This is a genomic window from Mesorhizobium sp. M4B.F.Ca.ET.089.01.1.1 (genome assembly GCF_004022605.1).
Lineage (GTDB): Bacteria > Pseudomonadota > Alphaproteobacteria > Rhizobiales > Rhizobiaceae > Mesorhizobium > Mesorhizobium abyssinicae.
The window spans coordinates 1-1,098 of sequence record NZ_RZOS01000892.1 but is presented as its reverse complement, the minus strand read 5'-3'; the positions used below and the strand labels follow the sequence as shown (position 1 = coordinate 1,098).

The 1,098-nt window shown below is 58.9% G+C and carries 2 protein-coding genes; both read right to left on the bottom strand.

The window, feature by feature from the left end; all coding sequences use genetic code 11:
• Window positions 1-487: HAD hydrolase-like protein (locus EN780_RS34820; protein ID WP_128276509.1), on the bottom strand; the 487-nt coding region annotated here is incomplete at its 3' end.
• Window positions 484-1,098 (bottom strand): metallophosphoesterase (locus tag EN780_RS34815; protein ID WP_128276508.1); only part of this gene is annotated, 615 nt, incomplete at its 5' end. The genes EN780_RS34815 and EN780_RS34820, both read right to left, overlap by 4 nt.

The following is a 1,098-nucleotide window of genomic DNA, read 5'->3' as shown; positions in this document are numbered from 1 at the left end:
GCGCTGCCTTAGTGCCCATCTGGGCGGCAGCGAACAGGAAGAGGTCCGGTGCAGGCTTACCGGCCTTTACCATGGCGGAGCTGAACACGTGGGAATGGAAGTATGCCCAAAGTTCCGTCAGTTCAAGACCAAGCCGCAGCTTGTCGGGGGCGCTGCTCGATGCGACGCAGCGCGGCAATCGCAACTGATGCAGGAGTTGGTCAATGCCGCTGATCGCTTGCAGTTCCGTCTGGTAGCTTTCCTTTATCCGGGATTGCACGATGACGTCGAAGTCGCTGGGTAGAGGGCGGCCCCAGTCTTCTTCGATCATTTTCCGCATGGTGGCTGAGGAAAGGCCGGTAAACCGCAGAATCACATCAGAATACGACATGGGATAGCCAATGCGGGTAAGTTCTTCGGCATCGATTCGACTTGCCAGCGTCTCGCTATCGATCAGAACGCCGTCGCAATCGAAGATGACCAGTTCATAAGAGGCCTGTTGATTCATTGCATGCCCTCGGGAACCCAACCTTCTGCGGAGACCTCGACCACATGTCGGTCGCTAACTTCGAAGCGATGCACCAGGACCCCATCAACGTCGATTATCGCGATGTCAAAAGCGGGCGCATCCTCGACGAAGTCCGCGTCTCTCCGCGTGAAATGTGGAATGATCTGATGCGCCACGCCGCGGTTTGCACTGAAAGGGATGCCGCTCCAGGTGCCGCCAACATCGACATGCACATGGCCGTGGAAAATGTGCCGCACATTGCCGGCGCTGACAATCGCCTGCATGATCGGGCGCCAATTCTCGGTGCTCCAGGGTTCGAAATGCGGCAGGCCGATCGGCTGCAGCGGATGATGGACGAAGAGGTAGGCCCGCACATCCGACGCCTCGGCCACCCGGGCCAGCAGCCACTCGAGCCGACCATCGTCCAAGGAGCCATGACCGAAACCTTCCACCAATGTGTCGAGAAAAATGAGGCGCCCGGCAGATCCGTCGTGAACCGACTGGATAAAGCCGTTCTCATCGCGCGGCTCTCCAGGAAACGCCCGAACAAAATTCTCGCGGCTGTCGTGATTGCCGAGCAGAAGGCGGGCGGGCACGCACAGTTCCTGCAG